20 protein-coding genes are annotated in these 24296 nt (G+C 72.9%); 6 read left to right on the top strand and 14 right to left on the bottom strand.

The genetic code is table 11. The features are described from left to right. Positions 1-15: 15 nt before the first annotated feature. The gene (locus tag CKO43_RS12835) at positions 16-2793 is read right to left on the bottom strand and encodes a transporter substrate-binding domain-containing protein (RefSeq protein WP_207185020.1); all 2778 of its coding nucleotides are present in this window, start codon (positions 2791-2793) and stop codon (positions 16-18) included. A 301-nt stretch (positions 2794-3094) separates the two neighbouring features. Between CKO43_RS12835 and CKO43_RS12830 the strand changes: the two genes are divergently transcribed. Both CKO43_RS12830 and CKO43_RS12825 read left to right on the top strand, forming a co-directional pair. Beyond that, positions 3095-3574 carry a hypothetical protein gene (locus tag CKO43_RS12830; RefSeq protein WP_242481154.1) on the top strand — a complete coding sequence of 160 codons (480 nt, stop codon included), beginning with the start codon at positions 3095-3097 and terminating at the stop codon, positions 3572-3574. Beyond that, positions 3571-4521, top strand: coding sequence for a CapA family protein (locus CKO43_RS12825; protein WP_200378874.1), 951 nt, complete (start codon positions 3571-3573; stop codon positions 4519-4521). Before CKO43_RS12830 ends, CKO43_RS12825 begins: the two co-directional genes overlap by 4 nt. A gap of 164 nt (positions 4522-4685) precedes the next feature. Here the strand turns inward: CKO43_RS12825 and CKO43_RS12820 are convergent, their stop codons facing one another. The 5 genes from CKO43_RS12820 to CKO43_RS12800 all read right to left on the bottom strand — a co-directional run bounded on the left by CKO43_RS12820 (position 4686) and on the right by CKO43_RS12800 (position 11863). Beyond that, positions 4686-5474 carry an ethylbenzene dehydrogenase-related protein gene (locus CKO43_RS12820; RefSeq protein ID WP_200378873.1) on the bottom strand — a complete coding sequence of 263 codons (789 nt, stop codon included), beginning with the start codon at positions 5472-5474 and terminating at the stop codon, positions 4686-4688. A 70-nt stretch (positions 5475-5544) separates the two neighbouring features. Then, entirely contained in the window at positions 5545-6138 is a 594-nt protein-coding gene (locus CKO43_RS12815; protein ID WP_346728250.1) for a NapC/NirT family cytochrome c, read from the bottom strand. Between the two features lie 118 nt (positions 6139-6256). Continuing rightward, a complete protein-coding gene (locus tag CKO43_RS12810; RefSeq protein ID WP_200378872.1) occupies positions 6257-7660 on the bottom strand; it encodes an efflux transporter outer membrane subunit in 1404 nt (467 codons plus the stop codon). Beyond that, positions 7653-10727 (bottom strand): efflux RND transporter permease subunit, encoded by a 3075-nt coding sequence (locus tag CKO43_RS12805; protein WP_200378871.1) that lies wholly within the window; start codon positions 10725-10727, stop codon positions 7653-7655. The genes CKO43_RS12810 and CKO43_RS12805 overlap by 8 nt, the downstream gene beginning before the upstream one ends. After that, a complete protein-coding gene (locus tag CKO43_RS12800; RefSeq protein ID WP_200378870.1) occupies positions 10724-11863 on the bottom strand; it encodes an efflux RND transporter periplasmic adaptor subunit in 1140 nt (379 codons plus the stop codon). Before CKO43_RS12800 ends, CKO43_RS12805 begins: the two co-directional genes overlap by 4 nt. A 118-nt stretch (positions 11864-11981) precedes the next feature. Here CKO43_RS12800 and soxR point away from each other — a divergent pair, with 118 nt between their 5' ends. Beyond that, the gene (gene soxR, locus CKO43_RS12795; RefSeq protein ID WP_200378869.1) at positions 11982-12443 is read left to right on the top strand and encodes a redox-sensitive transcriptional activator SoxR; all 462 of its coding nucleotides are present in this window, start codon (positions 11982-11984) and stop codon (positions 12441-12443) included. A 27-nt stretch (positions 12444-12470) separates the two neighbouring features. On the opposite strand, the gene bla is transcribed toward soxR, so the two are convergent. Then, positions 12471-13343 carry a class A beta-lactamase gene (gene bla, locus CKO43_RS12790; RefSeq protein ID WP_200378868.1) on the bottom strand — a complete coding sequence of 291 codons (873 nt, stop codon included), beginning with the start codon at positions 13341-13343 and terminating at the stop codon, positions 12471-12473. A gap of 261 nt (positions 13344-13604) precedes the next feature. Here bla and CKO43_RS12785 point away from each other — a divergent pair, with 261 nt between their 5' ends. The 3 genes from CKO43_RS12785 to CKO43_RS12775 all read left to right on the top strand — a co-directional run bounded on the left by CKO43_RS12785 (position 13605) and on the right by CKO43_RS12775 (position 16950). Further along, complete coding sequence (locus CKO43_RS12785; RefSeq protein ID WP_200228386.1) at positions 13605-14534, top strand: family 2A encapsulin nanocompartment shell protein; 930 nt, start codon at positions 13605-13607, stop codon at positions 14532-14534. Between the two features lie 145 nt (positions 14535-14679). Further along, positions 14680-16593, top strand: a complete 1914-nt coding sequence (locus CKO43_RS12780) for a family 2A encapsulin nanocompartment cargo protein cysteine desulfurase (protein WP_200378867.1) — start codon at positions 14680-14682, stop codon at positions 16591-16593. 168 nt (positions 16594-16761) lie between these two features. Further along, on the top strand, positions 16762-16950 hold the full coding sequence (locus tag CKO43_RS12775) for a hypothetical protein (protein WP_242481153.1): 189 nt from the start codon (positions 16762-16764) through the stop codon (positions 16948-16950). On the opposite strand, the gene CKO43_RS12770 is transcribed toward CKO43_RS12775, so the two are convergent. The 7 genes from CKO43_RS12770 to CKO43_RS12740 all read right to left on the bottom strand — a co-directional run. Next, on the bottom strand, positions 16908-17885 hold the full coding sequence (locus CKO43_RS12770) for a Bug family tripartite tricarboxylate transporter substrate binding protein (protein WP_200378865.1): 978 nt from the start codon (positions 17883-17885) through the stop codon (positions 16908-16910). The two genes, CKO43_RS12775 and CKO43_RS12770, sit on opposite strands and share 43 nt — an antisense overlap. A 183-nt stretch (positions 17886-18068) precedes the next feature. After that, positions 18069-19379 (bottom strand): O-acetylhomoserine aminocarboxypropyltransferase/cysteine synthase family protein, encoded by a 1311-nt coding sequence (locus tag CKO43_RS12765; protein ID WP_200232244.1) that lies wholly within the window; start codon positions 19377-19379, stop codon positions 18069-18071. A 113-nt stretch (positions 19380-19492) separates the two neighbouring features. Then, a complete protein-coding gene (locus CKO43_RS12760; RefSeq protein ID WP_200378864.1) occupies positions 19493-20401 on the bottom strand; it encodes a hypothetical protein in 909 nt (302 codons plus the stop codon). A gap of 137 nt (positions 20402-20538) precedes the next feature. Next, complete coding sequence (flgL, locus tag CKO43_RS12755; protein WP_200378863.1) at positions 20539-21450, bottom strand: flagellar hook-associated protein FlgL; 912 nt, start codon at positions 21448-21450, stop codon at positions 20539-20541. A 22-nt stretch (positions 21451-21472) separates the two neighbouring features. Continuing rightward, complete coding sequence (gene flgK, locus CKO43_RS12750) at positions 21473-22837, bottom strand: flagellar hook-associated protein FlgK (RefSeq protein WP_200378862.1); 1365 nt, start codon at positions 22835-22837, stop codon at positions 21473-21475. Then, entirely contained in the window at positions 22834-23217 is a 384-nt protein-coding gene (locus tag CKO43_RS12745) for a rod-binding protein (protein ID WP_200378861.1), read from the bottom strand. The genes flgK and CKO43_RS12745 overlap by 4 nt, the downstream gene beginning before the upstream one ends. 14 nt (positions 23218-23231) lie before the next feature. Beyond that, positions 23232-24296 (bottom strand): flagellar basal body P-ring protein FlgI (locus CKO43_RS12740; protein WP_200378860.1); only part of this gene is annotated, 1065 nt, incomplete at its 5' end.

The following is a 24296-nucleotide window of genomic DNA, read 5'->3' as shown; positions in this document are numbered from 1 at the left end:
CCGGGGCAGCCGGCCTCAGGCGCCGGGCAGCGGCGCCGCCTCGCCGTCGGCGCCCTGGCCCAGCAGCGCCAGCACGCGCAGCACGAACACCCGGACGTCGCTCTCCTTGGCCAGCACCTCGCGCGCACCGGCGGCCAGCAGCCGCGCCTGGGCCTCGGGCTCGACCTCGGCCGACATGCAGATCACCGGCGGCAGGCGCACGCCCGGGCGCACCGCGTCGCGCATGAACCGCAGCAGCTCGCCCGCTTCGCCGTCGCCGACGTAGCGGTCGCACAGCACCAGGTCGAAGCTGGGCGTGGTGACGCCGGCGCCGGCCACCGACTCGACCAGCGCGCCGCGAGCCGCCTCCAGCGTCTCGGCCAGCACGACGGCGATGCCCAGGTTTTCGAAGGCCTGGCGCAGCAGCAGGCCGTAGACCGGCGAGTCCTCGACGACGAGCACGCGGTCGACGTGGCCCGGCGCCGCCTGCGGCGGCTGCTCGGCGGCCTCGACGTCGAAGGCCAGCGTGAAGGTGGCGCCGGCACCGGCGGCGCTGTCGACTTCGATCGTGCCGCCGAAGGCGTGCACCAGGTCGCGGCTCAGCCCCAGCCCCAGGCCGCTGCCGGGGCGGTCGCCGCCTTCGGTGTGGAAAGGCTCGAAGATGCGTTCGCGCGAAGCCGCCGCCACGCCGGCGCCCGAGTCGATCACGGCGATCACGAGCCGGCGCCAGACCGCCCCGCGTGCCGACGGCTCCAGGCCGGCGGCCAGCGTCACCTGCCCGCTGTCGGTGTACTTCACCGCGTTGACCAGCAGGTTGCGCAGCACCTGCTGCAGGCGCAGCGCGTCCAGCCGCCACCAGCCGTCCAGCGGGGTGCGGCGCTCGAAGGCGAGCGCCAGGCCTTTGGCCTGGGCCATGGGCTGGATCTCGTCGACGGCTTCGCGCAGGCAGCGTTCGAGCGACTCGGGGCGCAGTTCCAGCGCCAGCCGGCCTTCGTGCAGGCGGTGGCGATCGAGCAGCGCGTTCAGCAGCCCCAGCGTCGCACGCGACGAACGCCCCAGCACGTCGAGCAGCGGGCGCTCGGCGATGCCGGGCGACGAGCCGCGCAGCAGCGCGACCGCGCCGCTGACCGACTGCAGCGAGTTGCGCACCTCGTGCGCGAGGAAGGCCAGGTACTGCTCGCTCTCCTGGCGCGCGCGCCGCGTGCGCTCGATCTCGCGCCGCAGCGTGCGGCTGTGCCACCACCAGGCCAGCGCCAGCGCCAGCAGCGCCGCCCCGGCGGCATAGGCCGACAGCCGCACGCGCTGCCAGTCGACACGCGCACGCACCTCGGACTGGGCCCATTCGCGCTCGATGCGCGGCATGTCCTCGGCGAGCACGGCGTTGAGCGCGTCGCGCAGCCGCGGCGCCAGCGTCGCACGCGCCAGCGACAAGCCCAGGTTGTGTTCGTCGTAGAGCCCGGGCACGGTGCCGGTGATGTGCAGCCTGCTGCCCGAGCGTGGCCCCAGGCGCGCGTAGGCGCCCTGCAGCCCGTAGAGCGCGGCCTCGGCGCGGCCTTCTTCGAGCAGCGTCAGACAGTCGTCGAAGCTCGTGCATTCGACGATGTCCACCATCGGGTAGGCGGCACGAATGTAGGGTTGGCCGAAGTAGCCCCGGATCATCGCCAGCCGCTGCCCGGCGAGCTGCTGCAGGTCCCAGACCGAGAACTGGCGCGGGCTGATCAGCACCAGCGGGTTGGCGCGGTAAGGGCCGACGAAGGTCATGCGGTCGCGGCGCTCGGCGATGTCGGTCAGCCCCAGCATCACGTCCAGTCGCCCGTCGGCCAGGGCCTCCAGGCCATCGGCCAGGCTCATCGGCTGGAACGAAGCCACCTGCAGGCCGGCGCGCTGCGCCACCTCTTTCATCATGCGGATGCCCAGGCCGTCGGCGACGCCGGGCCGCACCTCGGTCGTGAACGGCAGGTCGCCGGACAGATAGCCGACGCGCAGCGGCGCGACGTCCAGCGTGTCGTCGGCCGGCAGCGGCGGTGGCGGCGGTGCCGGCGGCAGCCACTTGTCGCGCAGCGCCTTCGTGAAGGCCGGGTCGAGTGCGGCCAGCGTCGCGTCGAGCTGGCGCACCAGGGCCGCGTCGCGCATGCCGGTGGCCAGGCGCAGATGGCCTTCGGGGAAACCGTAAGTGCGCAGCACCGCCAGATGCGAGCGCGGGCGCTCGGCGAGCAGCGTGCGCAGCGTCGGCAAGGCCTCGAAGACGAAGTCGACGTCGCCGCGTTCGGCGGCGTCCAGCGCCGCCGTGACGTTGGCATAGGCCGGCCGCGACGCCGAAGGGAAGCGTTCGGCGGCGATGCTCTCGGTGACGTAGCCGCGCGTGACGGCGACGCGCCGGCCCGACAGGTCGGGCGTCGCCGGCACCGAGGTGATCGCGGCCGCGCCGACGAACGCCTGCTGGACCGACGCGTAAGGGCGCGTGAAGCGCAGCGTCAAGGCGCGCTCGGGCGTCTGCGCGACCGCGGTCGTCAACCGCACGCGGCCGTCGGCCAGCGCCTGCTGCAGCGCCGGGAACTCGGCGAAACGTTCGTAGCGGAAACGCAGCCCCGTCTGGCGCGACAGTTCGGCCAGCAGCTCGACGTCCATGCCGGTCGGGGCCGGCTGGCCGGGCTGCCACTCGTGGAACGGCGGAAAACGTTCGAGCAGGCCGACGGTGACGACGTCGCCGGCCTTCAGCACGTCGCGCTCGGCAGCGCGCGCCGGTGCCGCGGCGATGCACAGCGCCGCCAGCCCGGACACGCCCCAATAGGTCCACGATCTCCAGCCGTGCATCCCATCCTCCCTGCGCGCACTGTAGTCCCAGCCAGGTCGCCGGGCGCGGGCGGCGGCGGCGCCGGGTGTGCGCGAATCGGCAGACCGGCGGATCCGGTGGTCCCGGTGGCGCGCCCGGACGGCGTTGCTCAGGCCGCGAGCAGCCGGCGCCGGCGGAACCGGACGGTGCAGCCCGGCAGGCGCGTGTTCATCTGCGGCCCCGGATCTCAGCCGCTGCGCGACGGTGTGCATCGGCAACTGCGCATCGGCAAGCGCGACGTCGCGGCCGGTCGGTCCGAGCGCCGCGCTTAAAGTCGCAGCCATGCTCCACACGCCCGACGCCGGAAGACCCGGCAGCAGACGATCCACGAGCCTGTTGCCGCGCCTGGTGTGCGGCCTGGCCGCCGCCGTCGCCACGGCTTCCGGCGCAGCCGACAACGTGCTGCCGGAAACGGCCACGCCGCTGCTGCGCTGCGAGCTGCGCTACGTCAGCACGACGATGCGGATCGAGGCCCGCCCGGTCGCCGACCCGTACACGGTGGCGGCGCAGGACGTCGGCACGCGTTTCCGCTTCAAGGCCGTGGTGCTGGGCACACCCGAGCGCGTCGACTCGGTCTCGCTCTACACCTACGACATGGCGGTGGAGAACGCGCCGGTGCTGGTGCACGAGGTGGTCTTGCGGCCGCCCTTCCCCGCGACGAGCACGATCCCCGGCCTGACCGGCTGGAACCACGTCTACTCCTCGCGCCTGGGGCGCGAACTGGTCTACGGCTGCGCGCTGGGCACGGAGGCCGCCCGATGAAGCGCCGCGACGCCACCGCCGCGCTGCTGGCCGGCGCCTGGGCCGCGGCCGGGGCCGCACGTGCCGAGCCACAGCCCAGCGTCAGCCTGGTCTTCGTCGGCGACGTGATGCTGGCCGACGGCCCCGGGCGCCTGCTGCGCCGCGGCGGCGACCCGTTCGCGCCGACGGCGCGGCTGCTGGCCGGCGCCGACCTGCGCATCGCCAACCTGGAATGCGTCGTCGCCCGCGGCGGCAAGGCCGACGACAAACCCTGGACCTTCCGCGCCGACCCGCGCGTGCTGGCACTGCTGCGCCGCCGCGTCGACGTCGTCTCGCTGGCCAACAACCACTCGGGCGACTTCGGCCGCGAGGCTTTCGCCGAGATGCTGGGGGCACTGAAGGCCAACGGCCTGCCGTACTTTGGCGGCGGCCACGACCTCGCGGAAGCGCACCGGCCGCTGATCGTCGAGCGCCGCGGGCTGCGCATCGCGCTACTGGGTTACGACGAGTACTTCCCGCGTTATTTCGAAGCCGGCAGCGACCACCCCGGCGTCGCCTGGAGCGAGGACGAGCAGGTCGTGCTCGACATCCGCCGCGCGCGGGCGATGGCCGACCTGGTGATCCCGTTCATGCACTGGGGCGAGGAAGGCCGGCCGACGGCCAACGAGCGCCAGCGCGCGCTGGCCCGGCTGATGATCGACGCCGGCGCCGACGCCGTCGTCGGCACCCACCCGCACATCGTGCAGGACGTCGAGTTCCACCGCGGCAGGCCCATCGTCTACAGCCTGGGCAACTTCGTTTTCGACGGCTTCGACAAGCCCGAGAACAACACCGGCTGGGTGCTGCGCATGGAGATCGGCCGCGACGGCGTGCGCTCGCTGCGGCGCAGCGTCGTGCGCATGGACCGCGACGGCACGCCGCACCCGACCGGGGACGAGGCGGACCTGATGCCCGCCGCGGGCCGCTGAGCGGCGGCTCAGCGCCTGGGCGCGGCCGGGATCCTGTTCGGCGACGACGACTCGCAGCCCGGCCGCGCCACCAGACAGCAGGCGGAAACCGGCGCCGCCACCGGTGCGCAGCTACAGCCGCGCGAGGACGGCGAGGGCCGGCTCCGGCGCCCCCCGGCAGCGGCTCATCGGCCCAGCGCCTGCACCTCGCCGGCGACGCCGTCGCCCAGGGCCAGCCGGTAGCCGAGCGAGACGTAGTGCAGGCGCCCGGCGGCATGGTTGGCGTGGATCGCGATGCCGAACGGCACGCTGCGCCCGGCGACGGCGGCGCCGCCCAGCTTGCGCGAGAAGGTGACGACGGTCCTGCCGCCCTCCTGCGTGCTCGCCACCTGGACGCCGGCCGGCTGCGCGGCGGGTTTGCCGCTGGTCCATTGCAGCAGCTCGAAGCGGCCGGCGCCGACGTACTTGCCCTTCTTCGGGTCGCCTCCGGGCATGCCGCGCAGGTCCTGGTGGCAGGTGGCCCAGCAGCCGGCCTGCGCCGCCTGCGGCACCTGGTCGTCGAGCAGCATGAGCGCGGCCTTCAGCTCGTGCGCCGCGTCGCGGCCCAGCGGCGCGTCGGCCGGCGGCTTGAACGCCAGGCGCACGCTGAGCGTTCCCTTGTCCAGCGCGGCCTGCACGCTGACCGGGAAGCTGACGGTGCGCGGCATCGCCTGCACGTCCGGCTCGCGCGGCGCGAGGCGTTTGGCGTTGTAGTCCAGCCCCGTCTTCGTTTCGTGGCAGACGATGCAGGGCTGGCCGGACTTGAGCACGCTGGCACCGGGGTGGCCGCTGGCCAGCCACTCGACCGAGGTGGCACCGGGGTGGAAGACCGTGATCTCGCGTGCCGGGATGCGGCTCCAGTCGGGCGCGGCCAGGGCAGCGGCGGCACCGACGGCCCACGGCAGGGCGAACGCGAAACGGATCAAGGGCGGCATGGGATTCCTTTCATGAAACAAGCCGGTTGAAGAAACAGGGAGACAGGGCGACGGCGCCCGGCACACGGACTCAGGTGCCCTCGGGCATGTCGTCTGGCAGCCGGTGGGCGATGCCTTTGTGGCAATCGATGCAAGTGCGGCCCTCGGCGCCGATCAGCGCGTGCATCGCCTGGGCACGCGGCGTCTGCTTGTCGGCCGCCATGCCGTCGGCGTGGTGGCAGCTGCGGCATTCGCGCGAGTCGTTGGCCTTCAGGCGCGCCCATTCGCGCTGCGCGAGTTCGAGCCGCCGGGCGGCGAACTTCTCCGGCGTGTCGATGCTGCCGTTCAGCTTGGCCCACAGCTCGCCGGCCGACTCGACCTTCTTCACCAGCTTGGCGCCCAGCGGTTTGGGGATGTGGCAGTCGGCACATTGCGCGCGCACGCCCGAGCGGCTGTCGTGGTGCGGCGTCTGCCGGTACTCGTCGGCGACCTGCTTCATCTCGTGGCAGGCGCTGGCGCAGAAGTCCGGCGAACTCGTGAGCTCGAAGGCGACATGCGTGGCACCGACGAAAGCGAGGCCGGCGACGAAGCCGACGCCGACCAGCGTCAGCTGCGAATAACGAACGGAAGGCCGCAGCAGCGTGTGGCGCAGGGTCGCGAAGAGGCGGGAGATGGATGTCGGCACGGTTGGTTCAGGCTCCGATGGGATGGATGGGATGGGATGGGATGGATGCGGGCGTGGCGCCGCGTGCGCCCGCCACGACGGCGGGCAGCAGCGGCCAGTCGACTCGACAGGACTCAGCTCAAGGGCCGACGTCCCAGCCGCCGCCGAGCGCGCGGAAGACGTCGACGCGGGCAGAGGCCAGCGCGAGCAGCGAGTCCAGCCGCAGGCTCTGCGCGGCGATGCGCTCGCGGCTGGCGTCGAGCAGCTCCAGCTGCGAGACGCTGCCGGCGCGGTAGCGGCTGCGCGCCAGCTCGTAGGCCGCGGCCGAGCGCCGCTCGGCTTCGGCCAGCCGGTCCTGGTGCTGCTGCTCGGCGGCCAGGCTGGCCAGCGCCTGCTCGGTTTCGCGCAGCGCGTTCAGCACGCTGCCGTCGAAGGCGGCCAGCGAGGCCCGAGCCTGCGCCTCGGACTGCCTGACGCGCGCCCGCGCCACGCCCAGCTGCGGAAAGCTCCAGGACAGCAGCGGGCCGACGCCGACGCTCCAGCCGTCGCCGCCCGAACCCGCCGTCTGCAGATGGCTGCCGGCGGCGCCGAACTCGATGCGCGGGTAGAGCTCGGCCGTGGCGACGCCGATGCGGGCCGTGTCCGCCGCCAGCCGGCGTTCGGCCTCGTGCACGTCGGGCCGCCGCCGCAGCAAGGCGGCACCGTCGGCGGCCGGGATCGGCGCCGCCAGCGCGGGCGCACGCTCGCAGGCCGCCGCGGCCGGCGGGACGTCGGTCGGCGCCGCGCCCAGCAGCACCGCCAGCGCGGCCAGCGTGTTGTGCCGGCGCGCCTGCAGCGGAGGCAGCGCGGCTTCGGCGTTGGCGAGCAGCGCGCCGGCACGTTCGAGTTCCAGCCGCGACGCGGCGCCGGCACGTTCGCGCCGGGCGCTCAGCTCCAGGGTCTGGCGGGCGACGTCGACGGCAGCCTGCGCCGCCACCAGCGACTCGGCCAGCGTGCAGGCGAGCACGTAGTGGCGCGTGACGTCGGCGGCGACGGCGACACGCACGCCGTCGCGCGCCGCGGCCAGCGCCTGGGCATCGGCGTTCGCGGCTTCGACCAGGCGCCGCACGCGGCCGCCCAGGTCCAGCTCCCAGCTGACGGCGACGACGGCCGTCGTCGTCCATTGGCGCTGCGCCAGGGCGGAGCCACTGCCGGTGGACGAGCTGCTGTCGCCGTCGGTGCGTGCGGCCTCCAGCCGCGTCGCCGGCAGGCGCGCCGTCTGCGCCTCGGCGAGCACGGCACGCTCGCGCTCCAGACGCGCGGCGGCCACGCGCAGGTCGGTATTGGCGGCGAAGGCCTGCTGCACCAGGGCGTCGAGCACCGGGTCCTGGTACAGCCGCCACCAGCGCCCGGGCAGCGGCTCGGCACTGGCCGTCGCCCCCGCAGCGGCAAAGGCGCCGCTGGCGCCGGCCGGCCACGGCGGCGCCCGGTGCTGCGGGCCGGCGGCACAGGCGGCCAGCAGCACAGGTGCCAGCACGGCCGGCAGCAGGCGGGCCTCACGCATGGCCGGCCTCCTGCGCCAGCTCGCGCGAGCGCGCAGCGCCGGCCTCGGCGTGGTGGTCGCGCGCCAGCAGGCTGTAGACGGTGGGCAGCACGAACAGCGTGAACAGCGTGCCGATCGTCATGCCGCAGACGACGACGATGCCGATGGCGAAGCGGCTGCCGGCGCCGGCGCCGCTGGCGAACAGCAGCGGCACCAGGCCGACGACCATCGCCGCCGTCGTCATCAGCACCGGCCGCATGCGGATCTCGGCCGCGCGCCGGATGGCCTGCGCCGGCGGCAGGCCCTCGCGGCGCTGGATGTCGTTGGCGAACGAGACCATCAGGATGCCGTGTTTGGAGATCAGCCCGATCAGCGTCACCAGCCCGATCTGGGTGTAGATGTTCAAGGTGGCGTAACCCAGCCACAGCGGCGCCAGCGCGCCGCAGACCGCCAGCGGCACCGTCACCAGGACCACCAGCGGGTCGCGCAGGCTCTCGAACTGCGCCGCCAGCACGAGGAAGATCACCAGCAGCGCGGCGGCGAACGAGACGGTCAGGCGATGGCCTTCGTTGACGTACTGGCGGCTGTCGGAGAGCCAGTCGACACGCGCGCCGGCGGGCAGCGGCAGCCGCTGCAGGTACTCGACGGCCTGGCCCATCGTCACGCCGGGCAGCAGCACGCCCGACAGCGTCGCGGCGTTCATCTGGTTGAACTGCGGCAGGCGGTTCGGCGCCGGCCCGGCGTGCGCCTGGACCAGCGTGGCCAGCGGCACCAGCGCCCCCGACTGCGCGCGCAGGTAGTAGCCGCCCAGGTCGTCGGGCGCGCTGCGCTGCGCGCGCGGCACCTGGGCGATGACGTCGTAGGAGCGGTCGAACCAGTTGAAGCGGTTGACCGTGCTCTCGCCGACCAGCGTCGCCAGCGTGTCGGCGATCGCGCTCATCGACACCCCCATCTCGCCGGCCTTGGCGGCGTCGACCGCCAGCCGCAGCTGCGGGCTGTCGAAAGCGAGGTCGCTCTCGACGAAGGCGAACAGGCCGCTGGCGCGGGCCGCGTCCTTGATCTCCTCCATCGTGCGGTAGAGCGCGCCGAAGTCGTCGGGCGAGCGCAGCACCATCTGCACCGGCAGCCCGCCGCTGCCGGCCGGCAGCGGCGCCGGCTGGAAAGCCGTCAGCGAAACGCCGGTGATGCCCGCGGCATGCCCGTTGAGCGTGTTCTGCACCTGGTCGGCGCTCTGCCGGCGCCCGTCCCAGGGCGTCAGCACGACGCCGCCGAAGCCGATGTTCTGGCTGCCGGCGCCGTTGACCAGGAAGCTGCCGGCGTAGTCGGGCAGCGCGCCGAAGAAACCCTGGACCTGGCGCGCGAAACGCTCGGTGTAGGCGAGGTTGGCGTACTGCGGCGCCTTGGTCTGGACGAAGACGTAGCCCTGGTCCTCGCGCGGCGCCAGCTCGCGCTTGACGCCGGCAAAGAGCACGGCGATGCCCACCAGCACCGCGACGCAGACCAGCAGCACGGCGGCGCGCGCCCGCAGCGTGTGCTCGAGCAGGCGGCCGTAGCGCCGCGCCAGGCCCTGCATCGTCTGCTCGACGCGCCGCGCCAGGCGCCCGTCGGCCACGCGTGCGCCCAGCAGGTAGCTGCTCATCATCGGCGACAGCGTCAGCGCGACGAGGCCGGAGACGATCACCGAGCCGGCGAGCGTGAACGCGAACTCGCGGAACAGCGCGCCGGTGAGCCCGCCCATCAGGCCGATCGGTGCGTAGACGGCGGCCAGCGTGATCGTCATCGCGATCACCGGCGTGACGATCTCGCGCGCGCCGACCAGCGCCGCACGCGGCGGCGACAGGCCTTGCTCGATGTGGCGGTGGATGTTCTCGACGACGACGATGGCGTCGTCGACCACGAGCCCGATGGCCAGCACCATCGCCAGCAGCGTCAGCAGGTTCAGCGAGAAGCCGCAGACCAGCATCAGCGCCGCCGTGCCCACCAGCGACAGCGGGATCGTGACGATCGGGATGACGACGGCGCGCAGCGAGCCCAGGAACAGGAAGATCGCGAGCACGACGATGACGATGGCCTCGACCAGCGTGCGCACGACCTCGTCGATGGAGGCGTGCACGAAACGCGCGGTGTCGAAGGAGTTGACGACCTTCAGCCCCGGCGGCGCCGCGCGCTGCAGCTCGGGCAGCAGCGCGTTGACGCCGGCGACGATGGTGAGCGGGTTGCCGTCGGGCGTCGGCGACACCGACAGCGAGACCGCCTGCCGGCCGTCGTTCAGGAAGCTGCTGTCTTCGTTGTCGCCGCCGAGCTCGACCGTGGCGACGTCGGCCAGGTGCACGACGCCGTGCTCGCCGCGCTTGAGCACCATCTCGCGGAAGGCCTGCACGCTGCGCAGGTCGGTGGCGGCGGTGATCGGCATCAGCGTCTGCTCGCCGCGCAGCGCGCCGGGTGCGGCCTGCACGTTGTTGGCGCGCAGCGCGGCGACGAGCTCGCTCGCGCTCAGGCCGCGCGCGGCAAGCCTGAGCGGGTCGACCCACAGCCGCATCGCGTAGGTCCGGCCGCCGTGCAGCTCGGTCGAGGCGACGCCGGGCACGGCGTTGATCAGCGGCTGCGCGACGCGGGCGACGAAGTCGGTGATCTGGGCGATGCTCTGCTGGTCGCCGACGAAAGCCAGGTACTGGACCGCGGAGACGCCGTCGGTGATCTTCTCGATGACCGGGTCGAACGCGCCCTCGGGCAGCCGGTACTTCACCTGCTGCACCTTGGCCAGGATCTCGGTCATCGCGCGGTCGGCGTTCGCGTTCAGCACCAGCTTGGCCTTGATGTGGCTGCTGCCGGTGGTCGAGCTGGAGCTGAGGTACTCGATGCCGTTGGCGGTGGCGATGGCCTGGGCGATCGGCGTCGTCACGAAGCCCTGCATCACCTCCTGCGTCGCGCCGGGGTAGCGCGTCTCGACGACGATGGTGGCGCTCTCCATCTTCGGGTACTGGCGCATCGGCAGCGCGAACAGTGCGGCGCTGCCGGCCAGCAGGATCAGCAGGCTCAGCGTCAGCGACAGGATGGGCCGGCGGATGAAGAGGTCGGTGAAGCTCATCGTGCGCTCCCGGCGGGCGCGGACGCGCCCTGCGCCGGCACGACGTGCACCCGCGCGCCGGGCCGGATGCGCAGCTGGCCTTCGCTGACGACGAGGTCGCCGGCGCGCAGGCCCTGCTCGACCAGCACCCGCTCGCCGACGCGGCGCCCGAGCCGCAGCGGCACGATCTCCGCCGTGCCCAGGGCCTGGGCGTCGAGCCCGCGCACGACGACCGCGGCGTCGCCCGTCGCCGATGTCAGCACCGCCGTCGCCGGGACCAGCAGCGCGTCGGGCTGGGGCGGCAGCTCGACCGCGACCGCGACCGACATGCCCGGCCGCAAAGCCCGCCCGGGATTGGCGAGCTCGGCCTGGACGCTGGCGTTGCGCGTGTCGCGCCCGACCTGCGGCTCGATCGCGCTGATGCGCGCCAGCACCGGTGCGGCGCCGGGCGCGTCGCCGCGCACCTGGACACGCTGGCCGACGCGCAGCCGCGGCAGCGCCTGCTGCGGCAGGTCGAAGTTGACGTACAGCGCGTCCAGGTCGGTCAGCGTGACGATGCGCTCGCCGGCCTGGAGGTACTGGCCCGGGTCCACCTGGCGCAGGCCGAGCACGCCGGCGAAGGGCGCGCGCAGGTGCAGCTTGCGGATGCGCGCCTGCAGCTGCTGCACCTTCGCGGCGGCCTGGTCGAACTCGGCGCGGCGCTGCTCCAGCAGCTCGCGCGCCACGGCGCCGGTCGACGCCAGTTCGCCGGCGCGCTGCCACTGCTGGCGCGCGAACTGCGCGGCGGCCTGTGCGGCGAGCAGGTCGGCCTGCTCGCTGCTGTCGTCGAGGTCGAGCAGCGCCGCGCCGGCGCGCACCGACTGGCCGGCGGCGAAGCCGATGGCGACGACGCGGCCGGCGGCTTCGCTGGCCAGGCTCACCTGGCGCACGGCGCGCAGCTCGCCCAGCGCCTGCAGCTGGTCCGCGGCGGGCTCCGGGTGCAGCGGCAGCGCGACGACGTCGATCGCCGCCGGCGGCGTGTAGCCGCCGCCGGACGCACGGCTGCCGCGCCAGGCCCAGAGCGCGGCGGCGACGGCGGCGACCAGGACGGCGGCGATGGCGAGCGACCGCCAAGAGACACGCGCACGCGGCGCGACGGTGGTGGACGGGGCGTCCATGCTGGCTCCCGAAGACATGAGGAATTGCCTTGCCGGGACCCAAACCGAGACTGCTGTTTTGAAACCGGACCGGACGGGATAGACTCTAAAACCTCAACTTAACTTGAGGTCAAGAGGCATGGCGCAAGAGATTGCGGAAGGTTCGACCGCGCTGTTGTCGGTCGGCGTCATTGCCAGGCGCAGCGGCGTGGCGGTCTCGACGATCCACTTCTACGAGTCCAAGGGGCTGATCAGCAGCGTGCGCACCGAAGGCAACCAGCGCCGCTACGCGCCGGTGCTGCTGCGCTACATCGCGATCATCAAGGTGGCGCAGCGCACCGGCATCCCGCTGGAGGAGATCCGCGAGGCGCTGCGCCGCTACCCGCCGGGCAGCAAGCTGACGGCGGGCCAGTGGAAGACGCTGGCCTCGGAATGGCGCGTCGATCTGGACCAGCGCATCCAGAAGCTGACGCGGCTGCGCGACGAACTGGACCAGTGCATCGGCTGCGGCTGCCTGTCGCTGGAGGAATGCCCGCTGCGCAACCCCGGCGACGCGCTCGGCGCCAAGGGGCCGGGCGCGCAGATCCTCAACCGGCCCTAGGCGGCCGCGGCGCCAGGGGCCGGCCCCTCAACCCAGCAGCCCCACCCTCACCCGCCGCGCCACCAGCGCCAGTGCCGCCTCGCGCGCCTCCAGCGGTGCCTGGCATTCGGTGAGGTAGGCGGCCACCAGCAGCGGCGCACGCCCGGGCGGCCAGACGACGGCGACGTCGTTGGTCGTGCCTTCGCCGCCGCTGCCGGTCTTGTCGCCCACCTTCCAGTCGGCAGGGAAGCCGGCGCGCAGCCGCTTGGCGCCGGTGCTCGAAGCCACCATCCACTGCAGCAGCAGCTCGCTGCTGCGCCGCGACAGCGCGCCACCGAACAGCGCCTGGCGCAGCGCCGCGACCATCGCCGCCGGGCTGGTGGTGTCGCGTTCGTCGCCCGGGCGGGCCTCGTTCAGGGCGGGCTCGCGCCGGTCCAGCCGCGTCACGCGGTCGCCCAGCGTGCGCACGAAGCTGGTGAAGGCCGCCGGGCCGCCGAGCGTGTCGAGCAGCAGGTTGGCGGCGGTGTTGTCGCTCACCGTGACCGCGGCCGCGCAGAGTTCGGCCAGGCTCAGGCCCTGGCCGCCGACGCGTGGCGCGGTCACCGGCGCGTACTCCAGCAGCGCCTCGCGGCCGTAGACGATGCGACGTTCCAGGCGCTCGCGGCCGGCGTCGACACGCGCCAGCACGGCGGCGGCCAGCAGCCACTTGAAGGTGCTGCACAGCGGGAAACGTTCGTCGGCGCGGTGGCCCAGGCTGCGGCCGCTGTCCAGGTCGTAGGCCTGCACGCCCAGGCGGCCGGCGACGGCACGTTCGATCGCACCCAGCGTGTCGGCGTCGCCGATGTCGGCGGCAGCCGCCGCCGGGCGGCCGGTGGCGGCCAGCACGAGTGCGGCCCAGGCGTGGAAGCTGCGTCGTTTCATGCGCCCATTCTGGCGCGCAGGGGCGCGGCCGGCGTGGCAGACGGCGGCCGCCCCCGTTGTTGCGCCATCGGCGCATGTCGACATGCACCGCCTGCGCCCACGCAGCGCCGTCCTTGCGTTCGCTCGTGGCGCGGGGCGTTCGCCGTCTATAGCCGGTTGCCGCCTGCTACCGCCGTTCCGGAGACTGCGGCGGCGACCTCCGGTCCAGCCGCCACCCGGCGGCGCCGTCGCACGCTTCACATCCAAGAGGACGAGTTCTCCATGGCAGATACCGCGCCCGTGCAACTGGCTCTCGGCGACAGCGCCGCCCGCCAGCTTGCCAACGCCACCAAGACCGCGCCGACCCTGGCGACCATCAGCCCGCGCTGGCTGACCCATCTGCTGCAGTGGGTGCCGGTCGAAGCCGGCATCTATCGCCTGAACAAGGTGCGCAACCCGCAGGACGTGCAGGTGCTGTGCGCCAAGCGCGACGAGTCCGAGCTGCCGACCACCTTCGTCGACTACGAGGCCGAGCCGCGCGAATACTTCCTGAACGCCGTCAGCACCGTGCTGGACGTGCACACCCGGGTCTCCGACCTCTACAGCAGCCCGCACGACCAGATCAAGGAGCAGCTGCGCCTGACGATCGAGACGATCAAGGAGAAGCAGGAAAGCGAGCTGATCAACAACCCCGACTACGGCCTGCTCGCCAGCGTGCACCCGGATCAGGTGGTGTACCCGCTGACCGGCGCGCCGACGCCCGACGACTTCGACGAACTGCTGAGCAAGGTCTGGAAGGAACCGGCCTTCTTCCTGACGCACCCGCTGGCCATCGCCGCCTTCGGCCGCGAATGCACGCGCCGCGGCGTGCCGCCGCCCACCGTCAGCCTGTTCGGCAGCCAGTTCCTGACCTGGCGCGGCATCCCGCTGGTGCCCAGCGACAAGGTGCCGGTGGCCGACGGCAAGACCAAGGTGCTGCTGCTGCGTGTCGGCGACAAGCGCCAGGGCGTCGTCGGCCTGTACCAGCCGGGGCTGCCGGGCGAACAGAGCCCGGGTCTGTCGGTGCGTTTCATGGGCATCAGCCGCAATGCCATCGCGTCCTATCTGATCTCGCTGTACTGCTCGCTGGCGGTGCAAACCGAGGACGCGCTGGCGGTGCTGGAGGACGTCGAGATCGGCAAGTACCACGCGTATCCGGACACCTACCGATGACCCACCCCCGTAGCGCCTTCGGCGCTCCCCCTCAAGGGGGCGACGCCAGCGACCGGGCGAAGCCCGGCCGCGGCGTCCGCTCGATGCGCTGCAGGCACGGATCGGGGCCCGCGCCTCGGTCATGCACAGGAAACACCCCGTCCCGATGACGACCCCCGAGATCCCGGCCGCGGCCTTGCCGCCCGGCCTGCCCGACCCGGCGCTGCTCGCGCGCCTGGCCGGCGAACTGTTCAGCAGCTGGCCGGGCGCGGCCACGGTGCCCGCCACCGGCGGCGTGCCGCTGCCCGAGCGGCCGCACCCGGCCGGGCTGACGCTGCCGCCCGGCAGCTTCGGCCCATCGACGCCGGCAGCAGTTCCGGGCGGACTGCCGCCCGGCGCCAACCTGCTGCCGAGCTCGCCACAGAGCGCCGCCAACATCGTCGCCTCGGCTCCGGCGCGGCGGCCGCACGCGTTGGCCGGCAACGGCGTGCCCGACGTGCTGCTGTCCGCCGCGCCGGCCTACGACGGCCGTCTGGGCAGCCACCTGCTGGCGGTGCCGCAGGCGCCGGTGGCCGCGGCACCCTTCCACTTCGCCGAAGCCGAGGCGCTGGGTTTCCCGGCGGCCGAAGCGGCACCGGCGGCGACGCCGGCGGCCGGCCCGGCCTTCGAGGCGCTGCGCGCGCTGCCCTGGCAGCTGCCGACCGCGGGCGCGGTGCCGCGGCTGGATGCGACGCCGACGCCGCCCGCGGCGCCAACGGCCGCTTCGCCGCGTTTCTACTTCGTGCCCGAAGCGGCACCGGCGGCAGCCGCAGCCGGCCGCCCGGCCTTCGCCGACGCGCATCCGCCCTTCGACGTGCACGCGGTGCGGCGCGACTTCCCGCTGCTGGCCGAGCGCATCAACGGCCATCGCATCGTCTGGCTGGACAACGCCGCGACGACGCAGAAGCCGCAGGCGGTGATCGACCGCCTCGCGCACTTCTACGCCCACGAGAACTCGAACATCCACCGCGCCGCGCACGCGCTGGCAGCGCGTGCCACCGACGCCTACGAGCAGGCGCGCGAGACCGTGCGCCGCTTCATCGGTGCCGCGTCGACCGAGGAGATTGTGTTCGTGCGCGGCGCCACCGAGGCCATCAACCTGGTCGCCGCGGCCTGGGGCTGCCGCCACGTCGGCGCCGGCGACGAGATCGTCGTCTCGCACCTGGAGCACCACGCCAACATCGTGCCCTGGAAGCGCCTGGCCGACGAACGCGGCGCCAAGCTGCGCGTGATCCCGGTCGACGACAGCGGCCAGGTGCGGCTCGACGAATACCAGCGCCTGCTGAGCGAGCGCACCAAGATCATCGCCGTGACCCAGGTCTCGAACGCACTCGGCACCGTGGTGCCGGTGGCCGAGATCGTGGCCATCGCACGCCGCGCCGGCATCCGCACGCTGGTCGACGGCGCCCAGTCGGTGTCGCACCTGAAGGTGGACGTGCGCGCGCTGGACACCGACTTCTTCGTCTTCTCGGGCCACAAGGTCTTCGGGCCCACCGGCATCGGCGTGCTCTACGGCCGGCGCGAGCTGCTGGAGGATCTGCCTCCGTGGCAGGGCGGCGGCAACATGATTGCCGACGTCACGTTCGAGCGCATCGAATACCAGCCGCCGCCGGCACGTTTCGAGGCCGGCACCGGCAACATCGCCGACGCAGTGGGGCTGGGCGCGGCGCTGGAGTATGTCGAGCGCATCGGCATCGCCAACATCGCGCAGTACGAACACGGGCTGCTCGAGTACGCCAGCGGCCGCATGGCCGAGGTGCCGGGGCTGCGGCCGATCGGCACCGCGCGCGACAAGGCCAGCGTGCTGTCCTTCGTGCTCGCCGGCTACTCGACCGACGAGATCGGCCAGGCGCTGAACCGCGAAGGCATCGCCGTGCGCACCGGCCACCACTGCGCTCAGCCCATCCTGCGGCGCTTCGGGCTGGAAGCTACCGTGCGGCCCTCGCTGGCCTTCTACAACACCTGCGAGGAAGTGGACCAGCTGGTCGCCGTGCTGCACCGGCTCGCCAGCGCCCGGCCGGTGGCCGGACGGCGCGGCTGAGGCCGCGGGTGCCGGCTGCGGCCGGCACCCTGCGGCGCGCGCATATCGAAGCGACCATTGGTTCGTGGCGGCGGCCGGCGGCGGCGCCTATCGTGCCCGGACACGTTTCGAGGACCCGCCATGCCGTTCGCCGCCTTACAGCCCCGCCACCCGCCCTGCCCCCGCCTCGTGAGGCCGGCGCTGGGCTGCGCGCGCGGCACGGCCGGCGAACTCGCGCCGGTGATCGACGCCGACATCCGCCGCGCCGCACTCGCGGTGCTGAAGCTGACGGCGACGACCTGGTGGCCGAGCGCGCCGGCAGCACCCGGCCGGCTTCAGTCGCTGGCCAGCTTCACGCGGTCGGACAGCCGGCTGTAGCGCTCGAAGTCGCGCCGCACCAGCTGCGCCAGCTGGGCCGGCGTGCCGCCGACCGGCGTGATGCCCTGCTTGCGCAGCGCCTCCAGCACCGCCGGCTGGCGCAGCGTGGCGCTGGCGTCGCGGGCGATCTGCTCCAGCACAGCAGCCGGCGTGCGCGCCGGCGCGAACAGCGAGAACCAGCTCGTGACACGAAAGCCCGGGATGGTCTCGCCGGCCGTCGGCACGCCGGGCAGCAGCGGCGCGCGCTGGGCGCCGCCGATGGCCAGGGCCCGCAACCGGCCCGACTGGATGTGCGGCAGCGCCGCGGTCACCGAGACCCACATCGCCTGCGCCTGGCCCGAGGCCACGTCGGCCACCGCCTGCGAGCCGCCGCGGTAAGGGATGTGGACGAAATAGAAGTCGCGCTCGGCCTTCAGCAGCTCGAACGCGAGGTGGTGCAGCGAGCCGACGCCGGCCGAGGCGTAGCTGTAGGCGCCGGGGCGCTTCTTCGCCGCGGCGATCATCTCGCCCAGGCTGCGCCAGCCGGTGGCGGCGTTGGCGACGAGCACGTAATCGCTGTCGGCCAGGTGCACCACCGGCGCCAGCTCCTTGATCGGATCGAACGTCAGCCGGCCCTGCAGCGCCGGGGCGATCGTGATCGCGCCTTCCTGCGACAGCGCCAGCGTCAGGCCGTCGGGCTCGGAGCGCGCCACGGCTTCGGCGGCGACCAGGCCGCCGGCGCCGGTGCGGTTCTCGACCGCCACCGGCTGGCGCCAGTCGTCCTGCAGCTGGCGCGCGACGATGCGCACGGCGACGTCGGCACCGCTGCCGGCGGTGTTGCCGACGAGGATGCGCACCGGCTTGGCCGGGAAGGCGCCGTTCTGGGCCTGGGTGCTGCCGAACGCGGGCAGCGCGGCGGCGGCGGCCCACTGGAGGATCTGGCGACGCTGGGTCATGTTTGCCTCGTTGGCTCCCTCTCCCGCGTGCGGGAGAGGGAGTGAAGATCCGGGAAGCCGGTTTGTCTCGTTGGCTCCCTCTCCCGCAAGCGGGAGAGGGAGTGAAGACCCGGGACCCGGTTTGTCTCGTTGGCCCCCTCTCCCGCATGCGGGAGAGGGGGTGAAGACCCGGGCACACGTCGCTCAGACCGCTGCCAGCGCCTGGTCCAGATCGGCCAGCAGGTCGGCGATGTGTTCGATGCCGACCGACAGCCGCACCGTGTCCTCGCTGACGCCGGCCTTGGCCAGTTCCTCGGGCGCGAGCTGGCGGTGCGTCGTCGACGCCGGGTGCGTGGCCAGCGAGCGCACGTCGCCGATGTTGACGAGACGCGTGAACAGCTGCAGCGCGTCGAGAAAACGGGCGCCGTTCTCGCGCCCCTGGCCGGGTTCGCCCTTCAGACCGAAGGTCAGCAGGCCCGAGGCGCGGCCGCCGTAGTGCTTGCGGATCAGCGCGTGGCTGGGGTGATCCTCGAGGCCGGCGTAGTTGACCCAGGCCACCTTGGGGTGCTGCTTCAGGTGCTGGGCCACCGCCAGCGCGTTGTCGCTGATGCGCTCCATGCGCAGCGCCAGCGTCTCGATGCCGGTGAGGATCTGGAAGGCGTTGAACGGCGAGATCGCGGCGCCGGTGTTGCGCAGCGGCACGACGCGCGCGCGGCCGATGTAGGCCGCCGCGCCCAGCGCCTCGGTGTAGACGACGCCGTGGTAGCTGACGTCGGGCGTGTTCAGGCGCGGGAACCGCTCCGGGTACTGCGCCCACGGGAACTTGCCCGAGTCGATGATCGCGCCACCCAGGCTGGTGCCGTGGCCGCCCAGGTACTTGGTGAGCGACTGCACCACGATGTCGGCGCCGTGTTCGATCGGGCGGAACAGATAGGGGCTGGGCACGGTGTTGTCGACGATCAGCGGCACGCCGTGGCGGTGCGCGATCGCGGCGATCGCGGCGACGTCGGTGACGTTGCCGGCCGGGTTGCCGATCGACTCGACGAAGATCGCCTTGGTCTTGGCGTCGATCAGCGGCTCGAAGCTGGCCGGGTCGCTGGCGTCGGCAAAACGCGTCGTGACGCCGAACTGCGGCAGCGTGTGCGCCAGCAGGTTGTAGGTGCCGCCGTAGAGCGCGCTCGAGGCGACGATGTTGTCGCCGGCCTCGGTGATGGTCTGGATCGCGTAGGTGACCGCCGCCTGCCCCGAAGCCAGCGCGAGCGCGGCAATGCCGCCTTCGAGCGCCGCGACGCGCTGCTCGAGCACGTCGGTCGTCGGGTTCATGATGCGGGTGTAGATGTTGCCCGGCACCTTCAGGTCGAACAGATCGGCACCGTGCTGCGCGCTGTCGAAGGCGTAAGCCACCGTCTGGTAGATCGGCACCGCGACCGCCTTGGTCGTCGGGTCGGGGCTGTAGCCGCCGTGCACCGACAGGGTCTCGAAACGCCAGCCGGCGCGCGGGTTCTGTTCGCTCATCGGGTCCTCAGCTTGGAATTCATGATTCGAATTCCTCATGTTGACCCGGCGTGTTCATACACGCAAGAAAACAAAACGACGTCTTATATGAGAAAAACTTATGAAGACGCGTTTCAGCGCAGCGACAGCAGTTCGACGACGCGGCTGCGGTTGATGCCGCCCAGCGCCGGCGCCATCGCCACATAGGTCTCGTAGCTGGCGCCGTTCAGCGTCGCGCTCAGGTCGCCGACGAAGCTCTGCGCCCAGGCCGGGTCGACGCTGGTCTGGGCCTGGCTGGCGAGCAGCCGGCGCAGCGACTCGGCGACACGCTGCACCCGCTCCAGCGCACGCGCGACCTCGCGCAGCGTCTGCCGCGACTGCTCGATGTCGTCCACGCCCCAGCCCTCGGGCGCGAGCGCTTCGCTCTGGCGCTGCAGGCGTGCCGGCTGCGCCTGGCCCGCGGGGAAGCGGATGCCGCCGCCGGTGACGCTGAGCGAGCCCTGCAGCCCGGCCCAGTCGGCTTCGGCGACGCTGAACACCGGTTCGCCCGACGCGTCCAGGCCGGCGCGAACGCCGACGGGTGTCAGCGCGCGGTCGAGCTGGCGCAGCGCCGAGCCGGCGCCTTCGCCGTCGGCGAGCACGACGCTGATCGAACGCCGCGAGCTGCGCGACTGGAACGACAGCGTCTCGGCACGGCCGGAATCGAGCGCGGCGGCGTTCAGCCCGCGCACCCGGAACCGCACCCGCGCCTGGCCCTCGGCGTCGAAGGCCAGCGTGTCGTCGAGAAAACCCGAGGTCGCGTCGCCACGCGAACGCCAGCTGCTCGCGGCGTCTTCGAGCGCGGCCTGCAGGCCCGCGCCGTCGGCGTCGGCCGCGTCCCGGGTCTCCTTGCCCTGGGCGATGCGCAGGCTGAGCCGCTCCTTCAGGGCCTGCAGCCGCTGGCGCAGCTCGTCGAGGTAGTTCAGCGTGCGCTGGGCGCCGGCGACGGTGCTGTTGGACGGGCCCTGGGCCTGCTCGCGCGCGCCACGCAGCGGGCGCGGCATCGGCGGCAGCGCCGGCCCCGCCGGCGGCCGCAGCGAGCGCCGCCCCGAGGCTGGAATCGGCCTCGCGGCGCGTGCCGCGGGTGGCGGCGACGCCGGCAAGCGAGTTCTGGATCTGCACCTGCGCTTGGCTCCGGTGCTCAGATCACGTCGAACAGCGACAGCCCGGCGACCTTGGCATAAGCCTTCTGCGTCGCCTCCAGCGCCGTCTTGTAGCCTTCCAGCCGCACCGCGGCGTCGGTGTAGTCGAGCGCGCCGTATTCGATCTCGGCCTCGGCGTTGGCCAGGCCGAGGTTGGCGTGGTTGTCGTCCAGCGTCTGCAGCAGGTTCATCGCCCCGCCCTGCCCGGCGATCAGCGAGGTGACGTTGCCGAGCTCGGTGTCTATGCCTTCGAACGCGGACACGAGCACGGCGCGCACCGCCGGGTCGTTGGCGTCGGAGCCGCCGGTGGCGGCGGTCTCGGCGGCGAGGTCGAGCTTGTTCAGCAGCTCGTGCATCGTCGGCAGCGAGACGTTGGCCGGCTGGCGCACACCGCTGCCGACGACGACCCACTGCGTCTCCTCGTTGCCGGCCCAGCTGTAGCGGCTGCCGGCCGGCGCGCTGGCGTCGTAGGCGATGGGCGCGGTGTCGCTGAGCGTGCCCGAGAACAGGCGCCGGCCTTCCTGGTCGCGGCTGTTGGCGGTGAAGTAGAGGCTGTCGCGCAGCGACGCGAGCGTGCTCGCCATCGCCTGCACGTCGTCGGGCGTGTTGGCACCGTCGGCGGCCCAGACCAGCAGGTCGCGCGCGCTCATCAGGTCGGCGCTGGCCGAGTCGAGCAGGGCCTCGTTCTGCTGCAGGCGCGAGCGCAGCGCGCCGATGTTGTCGCGGTACTGCTCGATCGCGCTGTCCTCGCGCGCCAGGCGCGACAGCCGCACGGCGGCCACCGGGTCGTCGGACGGCACCGCCAGGCGCTTGCCGGTGGCGATGCGTTCGAGCAGCGAGCCGGTCTGCGCGTTCGCCTGCTGCAGCGCGCGCGTCATCGTGCCGTGGTACTGGGTGCTGGCGATACGCATGTGATTCCTTCTTCGCCGGCCTTCAGCCGAACATCTGCAGCGTGCTGTCGAACAACTCGTTGGCCACCGCGATGACCTTCAGGTTGGCCTGGTACATCTGCTGGTACTGGATCAGGCTGGCCGCTTCTTCGTCGTCGTTGACGCCGCTGGTCGACTTCCAGTTCTGCTCGGCCTGGTCGCGCACCGTCTCGGCGGTGGCGAGCGCGGCCTGGTTCTGGGCGCTGCGGCTGCCCAGGTCGCCGAGCAGCTGCGAACAGGCGTCGCGCAGCTGCACCGAGCCCAGCAGCGGCAGCGTCACGCTCTGCGTCGGCAGCTCGACCAGCTGCTGCAGCACGTCGCTGTTGCCGGGCTTGGTCGCGTCCGACGAGAAGCCGAGCTGGCGCGCGGTGAGCGCCGGGTTGACGGCGATGCGGCCGGTGCCGGCGTCGAACTGGAACAGCGCGCCGCCGGCGTTGCCGTCGAGGTCGAAACCGCCGGCGAGCGTGCTGTTGACCGACGAGGCGATCTGCGACGCGAGCTGGGCGACGCTGTCGGCCATCGGCGTCAGCACCTTGCTCAGGTAGTCGTCGAGGCCGCCGAGCTGGCCACCCACGACCCCGCCGCCGACGGTGTAGCTCTGGCTGGCGAAGGCGATCGTGACCGTCGGCGGGCTGCCCGGGTTCATCTCGATCGACGCCGCGCGCGCGCCGACGACCAGCGGCATGCCGTTGCGCAGCGAGACGTTGCGCGTGCCGTCGGGCTGCTCGACCACCTGCACCGCGGCCAGCGATGCGAGCGCGTCGATCTTGCGGTCGCGCTCGTCCTGCAGCGCCGAGGTGCCGCCGCCGGTGGCCTGGGCCGAGGCGATCTGGCGGTTCAGGTCGGCGATGCCGGTGGAAAGCGTCGACACCTGGCCGGCGAGGCTGCCGCGCTGCTGCTCGATCGCCGAACGCTGGTTGGCCAGCGTCTGCTGCAGGCTGACGAAACGCTGCGACAGCGCGTCGGCGGCGCTGATCACCTGCTGGCGCAGCGGCGTCGAGGTGGGCTCGACGCTGGCGGCGTTGAGCGCGGTGAACAGCTCGTCGATGCCGCCGCCGATGCCGCCCTCCTCGTCGCCCATCACGCGCTCGAGCTGCGACAGATAGGGCTGGGACGACTGGCGCTGTCCCATTTCGGAGGCCGACTGCCACAGCTGCAGGTTCTTGTAGCCGTCGCTGAAACGCTGCAGCGAGCTCACCTGCACGCCGTCGCCGGCGCTGATGCCGCCGCGCGTCGAGCCGAGCGCCGTCAGCAGCGTGCCCTGGCGCGTGTAGCCGTCGGTCTTCGAGTTGGCGACGTTCTGGCTGACCGTCGCCAGTGCGATCTGCGTCGCCTGGGCACCGGTCAGGGCGATGCTGATGATGCTCATCGGGTCCTCGTGTCGGCTGCAGCGCCGCTCACCGGAAGGGCGACGGCGGCGGCGCTTGTCTTAAGCGGCTCGGGCGGCAGCACCTGGCGCAGCAGCGCGTCGGCGATGCCGAAGGCGCGGCTGCCGGCCATCGCGTCGGCGACGGCGCGGTCGGCCATGTCCTGCAGGTCGTCGCGGCTGCGGTCGCGCGTGCCGTCGTCGGCGGCGAGTTCGCGCAGGCCCTGGCGCGTCTGCTTGAGCATCTCCGCGATCATGTAGCCCTCGAACTGCACCGCGGCCTTCTCGGCGCGGGCGCGGGTGGCGGCGTCCATGGCGGGCGCCGGGGCGGCCTCGGTGGCGGCAGCGGCCGGGCCGGCTTGCAGCGGGTCGATGGTGCTCATGGGTGCCTCGTGGATCAGATGACGACGAGCTCGCCGTCGATGGCGCCGGCTTCGTCCAGCGCCTGCAGGATGGCCATGACGTCGTCGGGCGTCGCGCCGGTGCTGTTGATGACGTCGACGATGGTCTGCAGGCTGGTCGACGGCGGCCAGCGGAACATGCGCCCGGCGCCCTGCTGCTCGACCTGCACGTCGCTGCGCGGCACGACGGCGGTCTGGCCGCCGCGCGAGAAGGGCTCGGGCTGGCTGACCTGCGGCGTCTCGGAGATCACGACACGCAGCGCGCCGTGCGAGACCGCGGCCGGGCGCACGCGCACGCCGTCGGCGATGACGACGGTGCCGGTGCGCGAGTTGAAGACCACCTTGGGCAGTTCGCGGCCGACCTCGATCGCGAGCCGGCCGAGCGCGGCGACGAAAGCGACACGTTCGGTCGGCTCGCGCGGCGCCACCACCTGGATCGTGGTGCCGTCGCGTGTCGTCGCTGCGCCGGACCAGCGCCGGTTGATGGCGTCGACGACGGCGGTCGCGGTCTCGAAGTTCGGCCGCTTCAGGCTCAGCCGCACCTCGGGGCCGGCGTCGAAGTCGCTCTCGATCTCGCGCTCGACGGTGGCGCCGTTGGGCACGCGGCCCGAGGTCGGTGTGTTGACGGTGACGCTGGAGCCGCTGGCGCCGGCGGCGCTGACGCCGCCGACCACCAGGTTGCCCTGGGCGAGCGCGTAGACCTCGCCGTCGGCGGCGCGCAGCGGCGTCAGCAGCAGCGTGCCGCCGCGCAGGCTCTTGGCGTCGCCGAGCGAAGACACGGTGATGTCGATCTGCTGGCCCTTGCGGTAGCCCGGCGGGAACACCGCGCTCACCATCACCGTGGCGACGTTCTTGGATTTGCTCTCGGTGCGTTCGGGCAGCTTGACGCCGAACTGCTTGAGCAGGTTGGTCACCGACTGGCCGGCGGCCTTGACCTGGGTGCTGTCGCCCGAGCCGTTCAAGCCGACGACGATGCCGTAGCCGACGAGCTGGTTCTCGCGCACGCCTTCGACGTGCACCAGGCTGCGCAGCGGCCGCGTCGGCGCGGCCGCTGCGCAGCC

The organism is Rubrivivax gelatinosus, from assembly GCF_016583785.1.
Taxonomy (GTDB): Bacteria; Pseudomonadota; Gammaproteobacteria; order Burkholderiales; family Burkholderiaceae_C; genus Rubrivivax; species Rubrivivax gelatinosus_B.
This window is presented reverse-complemented; position numbering and strand designations above follow the sequence as displayed.

Excerpts from the sequence above, each read along its gene's own strand:
- CKO43_RS12835 (WP_207185020.1), bottom strand. The coding sequence starts at position 2,793 with ATGCACGGCTGGAGATCGTGGACCTATTGGGGCGTGTCCGGGCTGGCG.
- CKO43_RS12830 (WP_242481154.1), top strand. The coding sequence starts at position 3,095 with ATGCTCCACACGCCCGACGCCGGAAGACCCGGCAGCAGACGATCCACG.
- CKO43_RS12825 (WP_200378874.1), top strand. The coding sequence starts at position 3,571 with ATGAAGCGCCGCGACGCCACCGCCGCGCTGCTGGCCGGCGCCTGGGCC.
- CKO43_RS12820 (WP_200378873.1), bottom strand. The coding sequence starts at position 5,474 with ATGCCGCCCTTGATCCGTTTCGCGTTCGCCCTGCCGTGGGCCGTCGGT.
- CKO43_RS12810 (WP_200378872.1), bottom strand. The coding sequence starts at position 7,660 with ATGCGTGAGGCCCGCCTGCTGCCGGCCGTGCTGGCACCTGTGCTGCTG.
- CKO43_RS12805 (WP_200378871.1), bottom strand. The coding sequence starts at position 10,727 with ATGAGCTTCACCGACCTCTTCATCCGCCGGCCCATCCTGTCGCTGACG.
- CKO43_RS12800 (WP_200378870.1), bottom strand. The coding sequence starts at position 11,863 with ATGGACGCCCCGTCCACCACCGTCGCGCCGCGTGCGCGTGTCTCTTGG.
- soxR (WP_200378869.1), top strand. The coding sequence starts at position 11,982 with ATGGCGCAAGAGATTGCGGAAGGTTCGACCGCGCTGTTGTCGGTCGGC.
- bla (WP_200378868.1), bottom strand. The coding sequence starts at position 13,343 with ATGAAACGACGCAGCTTCCACGCCTGGGCCGCACTCGTGCTGGCCGCC.
- CKO43_RS12785 (WP_200228386.1), top strand. The coding sequence starts at position 13,605 with ATGGCAGATACCGCGCCCGTGCAACTGGCTCTCGGCGACAGCGCCGCC.
- CKO43_RS12780 (WP_200378867.1), top strand. The coding sequence starts at position 14,680 with ATGACGACCCCCGAGATCCCGGCCGCGGCCTTGCCGCCCGGCCTGCCC.
- CKO43_RS12770 (WP_200378865.1), bottom strand. The coding sequence starts at position 17,885 with ATGACCCAGCGTCGCCAGATCCTCCAGTGGGCCGCCGCCGCCGCGCTG.
- CKO43_RS12765 (WP_200232244.1), bottom strand. The coding sequence starts at position 19,379 with ATGAGCGAACAGAACCCGCGCGCCGGCTGGCGTTTCGAGACCCTGTCG.
- CKO43_RS12760 (WP_200378864.1), bottom strand. The coding sequence starts at position 20,401 with ATGCCGCGCCCGCTGCGTGGCGCGCGCGAGCAGGCCCAGGGCCCGTCC.
- flgL (WP_200378863.1), bottom strand. The coding sequence starts at position 21,450 with ATGCGTATCGCCAGCACCCAGTACCACGGCACGATGACGCGCGCGCTG.
- flgK (WP_200378862.1), bottom strand. The coding sequence starts at position 22,837 with ATGAGCATCATCAGCATCGCCCTGACCGGTGCCCAGGCGACGCAGATC.
- CKO43_RS12745 (WP_200378861.1), bottom strand. The coding sequence starts at position 23,217 with ATGAGCACCATCGACCCGCTGCAAGCCGGCCCGGCCGCTGCCGCCACC.